This window comes from Streptomyces sp. SID9727, from assembly GCF_010550605.1.
Taxonomy (GTDB): Bacteria; Actinomycetota; Actinomycetes; order Streptomycetales; family Streptomycetaceae; genus Streptomyces.
Map to the genome: position 1 here is coordinate 1 of NZ_JAAGNI010000518.1, position 7075 is coordinate 7075.

The following is a 7075-nucleotide window of genomic DNA, read 5'->3' on the forward strand; positions in this document are numbered from 1 at the left end:
CCGGAGCCACGGGCGGGGCCGGGAGGGACGGCGGACCCGCCTCCGGCGGGTCGGCGGGCGGTCCTGGCCGCGCGGGCGCACGAGGCGCCGAGGGCGCGGGCTCGTCGCCCTCCTCCCACGCCAGAAACGCCTCGCACGACACGCAGAATTCGCGGCCCGGCTCATTTCTCGTCCCGCACGTCTCGCAGATCACCGCACAGCACCCCCCGCGCCCTCGTCCGAGGGCAGGATCTCCAGCGTGAAGCCCACGTGGGCCGGCACCTCCGTGCCGATGAGTTCCTCCAGCCGGGCCCGGTCGACGGACCGGCCGCGCCCCTCCCGGAGCCGGATCGTCACCCAGGGGCGCGGCGCGCCGGGAAGCGTGGCGCCGGATCCGGTGGACCAGGCGGTGCCACCGCTCTCCGTGATCTCCGGGTCCGCGCCGGTCGCCAGGCGTACCGCCTCGGCGAGGCCGCCCGCAGTCCCGCGCCGGGCGTGCCGGGCCACCGCGCCGCGTACCGTCTCACGGCGCCGCTCGACCGGCCCGTCCGCAAGGGACTCCGCCGCCACCCACTGCGCCAGCCAGGCCAGGAAGTCGTCGGGGGCGCTGCGCGGGTCCAGGTGGGCGGGGAGGTTGTCGATGGCGAGCAGGACCGGGGCGAGGACGTCGTCCAGCGCGGCGAGGAAGCGGCGGACGAAGTCCTGCTCCAGGTAGACGGCGGGGAGCTGGTCGATGAGCGGGTGCGGGGTGGGGAGCCCGGGGACGCCGGTGCGCATGGGGTCAGCCTCCTCTCACGCGGAGCTGGTGCTCGTAGCTGAAGACCAGCGCGTGCCGGTCGAGCGGGATCTTGGTGGTGGCGTCCGTGCGCTCGCCGGTCACCGGGTCGGCGCGGTAGAGACGTACGTCCTCCACCAGGTCCACGCCCGGCACCCGCTGGAGAACGGCGAACGCCTCGCCGGACTGGACCGGGCGTCCGAAGGGCCAGCCCCGCCCGTGAGGACCGCCGGTCAGGGGGTTGAAGTACCCGTACAGCGCGGCGAGTGCCGCGTCGCGCACGCGGTCGCGGTCCGCGCCGGGCTCGGCCTGGACCGAGGCGACGACCGTGACGCCCTGGTAGAAGGGCGGTTCGACGGCGAGGCGGGCGCCGATCGGGCGGCGCTCGTCCAGGTGTCCGGCGATGAGGCGCAGCGTCTCGGCGGGCGGCACCAGCTCGTCGAACTCGATGCGGCCCTGGTCGTCGCTGCGCCCGGCCGGTACGACGAGGAGCCGTACGCCCTGGGCGGTGGCGTCGCTCTCGTCGCCGTCGGCCCCGGCCCGGACGCAGTGGACCCGGGCGGCGTCCGGGGCGACCTCGCGGGCCAGGAGTTCGTAGTCGTGCGGGACGACGGCCCGGTGCAGGGTGCGCAGGGTCATCGGGCCGCGCACCCGGGCGCTGTCGACGCTCTCCCCGTCGACCCCGCCGAGCGCGGGTCCGCGGTTCTCGACGCGGGCCACGTACGGGATCGCGCTGCGCAGGATCTTGAGGGTCGAGCGGGCGACGTTGCCCCGCAGCCCGCCTCCGGTGCGGTACGAGCGCACCCGGACCGTGGCGCCCTTGGCGGGGACGGCGCCGTAGTACCGGATGGAACCGTCCCGTTCGCGTACGGCGGGGCCGAACTCGACGCGGCCGGAGTTCGGGTCGAGGGTGATGTGCCGGTCCTCGGGGCCGGAGTGCGCGAAGTCGTCGACCCTGGTCCAGCGGGTGTACTCCGGCTCGGTGCCGCTCGCCGGGTCCGCGACCTCGACCACGAAGTCCCCCGGCACGACGGGCGAGCGGGCCAGGGTGAACGCCTGGCCCGGTACGCCCTCCGCCGCGCCGAGCACTTCGTCGGTGATGGTCTCGGCGTGCTCGGCGGCGACGGTGGCGCCGATGGTGAAGGCGGTGACGGACCGGACCACGGGCGGCGCCAGGTAGGTCGGGCGGCCGGGCTCGGCCTCGATCAGGCGGCAGCGCAGCCAGCCGCCGGTGCGCCGGACGACGGCGGCCGGGGTGTGGGTCCTCGGCAGGTGCAGGATGAGTTCACCGGACCGGTTGAAGCCGCCGGTGTCGTCCTTCTCGACCTCGCAGGCCGCCCAAGTGGCCCCGTCCCACGCCTCCCAGACCAGGGGCGGGCGCAGCGGGTCCACGCCGACGCCCTCGACGCGGCAGTCGAGCCGCAGGACGACCACACCGGCCGGCACGGCGGCCGAGAGGCCCACGTAGAGGCAGTCGCCGGGTGCGGGGGTCGCGCCGAAGCAGGCCACGTCACGCCCGATGGCGAGCTGTTCGGTGCGGTCGACCACCTCCTCGGCGGCGGGCCAGGTCGCGAGGTGGGCGAACGAGCAGGGCACAACGGCCAGTTCGGACGAGGTGGTGAAGACGACCGCCTCCTCCGTCTCCGTACGCACGGTCGCCACTTCGGTCCCGGCGCGCACCACGACGGGGTCGGGGCGGGGTGCGGACAACCGGAACGTCACCTCGGTGCGTGCGGCCGTCGGCGGGTGCAGCCGTACGCCGATCAGGTCGAGGAAGGTGAGGTAGCTCTTCTCCGGCACCCGGTTCACGCGGTAGACGAGCTGGTCGACCATGGTCGCGAACGCCTCGATGAGCGTGACACCCGGGTCCGACACGTTGTGGTCGGTCCACTCCGGGCAGCGCTGCTGGACCAGGCGTTTGGCCTCGTCCACCAGGCCCTGGAAGCGGCGGTCGTCCAGATGGGGACTGGGCAGCGTCACGCGCCGGCCTCCTCGTCGTCGGGGTTCGTCTCCGGCCCGTGCGGGGGGATCACGTAGAACGGGAAGACGAGGTTGCGCGGGTCGTTGGAGCCGCGCACCGTGTAGCCGATGTCGATGTAGAGGACCCCGCTGTCCGCCGCGTCGAACCGGACGGTGACGTCGGCGACCTCGATGCGCGGTTCCCAGCGCTCCAGGGCGAGTCGCACCTCGTACGCGAGCTGCCCGGCCGTTCCCGCGTCGGCGGGGGCGAACACGTAGTCGTTGACGGCGCAGCCGAACTCGGGCCGCATCGGCCGCTCGCCGGGCGAGGTCGCGAGGATCAGCCGGATCGACTCCTCCAGTTCGCGTTCGCCGCGTACCAGGGCGATGGACCCGGTGGCGTCCGTACGCGGCGGGAAGGCCCAGCCGGCCCCGATGAACTGCTCTCCCATGTCCGTTCAGCCTCCGATCAGCACCGTGGCGCAGCCCGAGAGGATCGGCGCCCCGCAGCCGCTCAGGTCGCCGACGCGGGCGGCCGGCCTACCGCCGATGAACACGCTCCGGCTGCCCGGGGGCGCGAGCGGAGTCGGCGGGTGTCCGAGCGGCGACGCACACTGGTGGGTGGTGCCGACCGTGGCCGCGGGTCTGCCGCCGATCAGCACCGAGACCACCCCGGGCGGCCCGACCGTGCCCGGGTGCCCCGTGGGGTCGCCGACCCGGGCGGCTGCTGCTGACGGCATGCGGGGCGCTCCTGTTCGCTGCGAATGGGGGTACGTCAGTTGAGCTGGATCGTGGGCGCGTTGACGGAGACCGATCCGCCGCTTTTCAGGTCCGCGCGCCGGCTGCCGTCGACCGTGACCTGGCCGCCGTGCACCTCCACCGCGCCCTCCGTGGACAGGGCGACCTTGCCATTGCCGCCGTTGAGGGCGACCCCACTGCGGGAGGTGAGGGTGACGCTCTCGCCGGTCAGGGTCAGGTCCCCGCGTCCGGCGTCCAGGGAGACGCCCTTGGCGGCCGTGACGGAGACCTGTTCCTTGGCGTCGATGGTGACGCTGCCGTCGCTGTTGATGACGACGGCGGTGCCCCGCCGGTCCAGGTCGATGGTGAGCTTCCCGTCTCCGGTGCGCAGCCGTACGCCCTGCGGGCCGTTCGCCGCGTCCAGCAGTTCGAGCTGGTTGCCGCTCTTGGACGCGAACGCGCGACGGTTGACGGCGCCGGTGGTGGGATCGACCAGGTCGCCGCCGGCCGCGTCGGGGGCGCCCGGGGTGCCGGACGCGCCTGGGGCCGAGCCCCCGGGCCGGTCCTTGCCGTTGTAGAGCCCGGCCAGCACGTACGGCCGGTCCAGGTGCCCCTGCTCGAAGCCGACCAGCACCTCGTCGCCGACCTCGGGGATGAACGCCTCGCCGCCCCCCGTGCCGCCGGACTGCGCGGTGCGCGCCCAATCGCTCGCGTACTCGTCGGACAGCCAGGGGAAGCGCACCTTCACCCGGCCCGAGCCCTCCGGGTCCTGGGTGTCCGTGACCGTCCCGCTGACCAGGCCGGACCAGCGCGGACCGCTCCCGGACGCGCCGGAGGCGGCCGTGAGCCCGAGCAGCGACCGTTCCTGCTGACCGGAGACGGTGATCCAGGTCTCGTAGCCGCGTACGGCGTCGAAGACGTGGCGCGAGGAAGTGACCGTGTAGCGGCCCTCGAAGGGCGCCCCGACCGCGTTGAGGGCGACCGCGCTGCCCGCCGTGACCTCGGGGTTGCCCCGGATCACCGCCTCCAGTTCCGCGAACGAGCCGGCGATGCGCTCGGCCAGCGCCTTCGCCGCCTGGTCCACCTGCGCCTGGGTGCCGTACGCGGCGTCGGTGACGACGAACCTGGCCTCGCCGAAGGGGGCGGTGACCTCGGCCGCCGTGACGCCGAGGTCCAGCGTGGCCGACTTCCCGGCGGGCGACCGGCCGACCAGCGGTTCCTTGGCTCCGATGTCCCAGCCGCGCACCTCGACCTCGGAGACCTGTTCGGCGGCCGAGACACCGGCGCGGCAGCGCAGCAGGTTGCTGCCGAGTTCGAGGACGAGCGGGTCCCGGTCGGCGCGCGCGGAGCTGTCCGGCGCCCCGCTCGCCTCGGCGGGCCGGGTGATGTGCAGCTGCCCGTCGCGTACGTACGCCTGGGCGCCCGCCTCCTCGGCGAGTCCCCGCACGAACTCCCAGTCGGTGACGTTGGGTTGCGCGAGGTGCTCGATGACCGGGCCCGCGATGTCCACGGTGCCGGGTGTGAGCCCGGCGCGCTGCGCGACCTGGCCGCAGATGTCGGGCAGGGTCATGTTCTGGTAGCTGGCGACGCGGCGGCCCCGCAGCAGCCGGTGCGACTCGTCCAGGCCCCGGACCACGGTGAAGGTGCCGGTCTCGTCCAGCTCGACCTCCAGGGCGGTGACCGCGCCTTCCAGGAGCGGCCTGGGGGCGGTTCCGCCACCGGCCCGGGCGAGGAGCCGGGCCTCGCTGCCGATCTTCAGGCCCGTCTGTTCGAGCAGGACGCGGTCCGGGTCGCGGAACCGGAGCAGGAAGAGGTCGGGGAGCGTGCGGCTGTCGTCCACGTATCCCTCGACCAGGGTGTTGAGGAACTTCGCGGGCAGCGGACGGCCGTCGAACTCCACCACCAGCGCGCTGGCGACCCCGGGGCGTGTCATCGGCCCACCCCTCGGCCAGCGTTGTCGTCCAGGCGGCTCAGCTCGTCCAGCGCCGGCAGCAGCAGCTGGGTGCCCGGGGCGAGCCTGATCGGGTCGTCGATGCCGTTGGCTTCGGCGATGACCCGCCAAGCGCCCGCGTCGCCGTACTCCCGATGGGCCAGCGACGGCAGCGAGTCCCCGGACGCGACCCGGTGCACCCGCCGGGCCGCCAGCGCCCCGGACGTGGGGTTCTGGCCGGGCGTCTCCCCGCTGATCTCCTCCATCGTCACCTGGCACACGGCCCGGATCGGCACGCCCGACGTGGTGAACAGCGTGTACTTGGCGGCGACTTGGCTCACGTATCCGGGGAAGCCGGTCAGACCGCCCCAGTGGAACACCACCCAGGGCGGCGAGGAACGCTGCTGCTGCCTGGTCTCGTTCGTCGGCACGCAGCACGCGAACAGCTGCTCCACCGCCGTCACGACCCGGGTGTCCTGGGTGTCGCCCGCGTCGAAGAACATCTCGACGGTCAGCTTGCTGGGCTGCGAACCCTGGTACTCCGGCGGACCCGAGCTCTTGGCGCCCTTGGCCGGGGTGCGCTTCCAGGAGGCCGCCTTCGTCAGGCTCAGCTCCTTGGGGTTGAACTGGAAGTCGATCCGCCCGCACGGCCCGCCGGGAGTGAGCCCGCCCCCGGTGGGCGGGGTGCGCAGCTCCAGGTAGGCGTGCTCCAGCTTCGGCCTGGCCGAGCCGCCCTTCGCGGCGGACGCCACCCCGGACGTCCCGGCCGCGCTGAAGGCGATGGGTCCCGCGGCGCTCACCGTGCTCAGCCCTCCATCACATAGCCGTGGTGGGCGATCTCGATCGTCTCCATCGCGACCTTGGGCGACTCCGGGGTGAACGACGGCCCGGTCCACCGCACCGGCACGACTTCGAGCAGCCCCCACTGGGCGACCTTGCGGCCGTCGCCGGTCCGCGCCTCGATGTGCGCGGTCTTGCGGCTGAACCCGGTCGTCATGGTGGCGAACCAGCGCGCCACCTTCTCCGTCTCGCGGGTCAGCGGACGCGACAGCTTGACGTTGGAGTACTTCAGCCGGGTCGGCAGCTGCCACACGTGCCCGTTGTTGCCGCCCTCCTCACGCGTCTCCAGGACCACTTCGCAGCCCAGCCCGTCGCAGGTGTTGAAAGACCCGAGCTCGATGTCGTCGATCGTCACGACGAAGCAGACGCTGACTGCGGGGTCGTCCGGGGCTGGAGCGGTGGCCATGGCGCGTGCCTCTCGGTCAGTGGCGGGTGTTGATGAGGGAGCCGGAACGTTCGCGTTCGAGCCTCAGGTCGGCCTTCAGCAGTCTGCTGAGGGGCGCGTAGAGAGCCCGGACCAGCTCGTCGGTGACGGGCGGCGTCCGCGGTACCCCGTCGGGGTTCACGGACGGGCTCGTCGTCGCCGCCGGTTGCTCCGCGGCCGGTGGCTCGGGCTCGGGCCCCGGCTCCGGATCGGGTTCCGGCAAGGGCGGCGGCGGGGGTTCCTCGGCGGTCTCCGAGTCCCGCTGGACGACCGGCCGCGAGGTGCCGTCGCTGGGCGCGGACGGGAAGACGACGCTCCCGTCGGCCATCCGCTGCGCCACCCCGGCCGCCACGGCGACGGCCCCGGCGTTCCGGACGGAGGCGGGGACGCGCGGCCCTTGGCCGGGGACCGCCGGCCGGGCGGGCGGCGG

7 protein-coding genes and 1 pseudogene are annotated in these 7075 nt (G+C 74.0%); all 8 read right to left on the reverse strand.

From position 1 onward, the window contains the following. Nucleotides 1-189: 189 nt before the first annotated feature. A complete protein-coding gene (locus G3I41_RS35330; RefSeq protein ID WP_164404604.1) occupies nucleotides 190-756 on the reverse strand; it encodes a phage tail protein in 567 nt (188 codons plus the stop codon). A 4-nt stretch (nucleotides 757-760) separates the two neighbouring features. Then, complete coding sequence (locus tag G3I41_RS35335) at nucleotides 761-2734, reverse strand: putative baseplate assembly protein (protein ID WP_164404605.1); 1974 nt, start codon at nucleotides 2732-2734, stop codon at nucleotides 761-763. Continuing rightward, a complete protein-coding gene (locus G3I41_RS35340; RefSeq protein ID WP_164404606.1) occupies nucleotides 2731-3165 on the reverse strand; it encodes a GPW/gp25 family protein in 435 nt (144 codons plus the stop codon). Before G3I41_RS35340 ends, G3I41_RS35335 begins: the two co-directional genes overlap by 4 nt. Nucleotides 3166-3171: 6 nt before the next feature. Continuing rightward, entirely contained in the window at nucleotides 3172-3453 is a 282-nt protein-coding gene (locus G3I41_RS35345; RefSeq protein WP_164404607.1) for a PAAR domain-containing protein, read from the reverse strand. Between the two features lie 35 nt (nucleotides 3454-3488). After that, a complete protein-coding gene (locus G3I41_RS35350) occupies nucleotides 3489-5384 on the reverse strand; it encodes a VgrG-related protein (protein WP_164404608.1) in 1896 nt (631 codons plus the stop codon). After that, complete coding sequence (locus tag G3I41_RS35355) at nucleotides 5381-6181, reverse strand: LysM domain-containing protein (RefSeq protein WP_164404609.1); 801 nt, start codon at nucleotides 6179-6181, stop codon at nucleotides 5381-5383. The genes G3I41_RS35350 and G3I41_RS35355 overlap by 4 nt, the downstream gene beginning before the upstream one ends. Nucleotides 6182-6186: 5 nt before the next feature. Further along, nucleotides 6187-6627: a phage tail protein gene (locus G3I41_RS35360; RefSeq protein WP_143616874.1), complete on the reverse strand. Its 441-nt coding sequence runs from the start codon at nucleotides 6625-6627 to the stop codon at nucleotides 6187-6189. Nucleotides 6628-6643: 16 nt separating this feature from the next. Next, nucleotides 6644-7075, reverse strand: a pseudogene (locus G3I41_RS35365) (hypothetical protein); the annotation flags it as partial.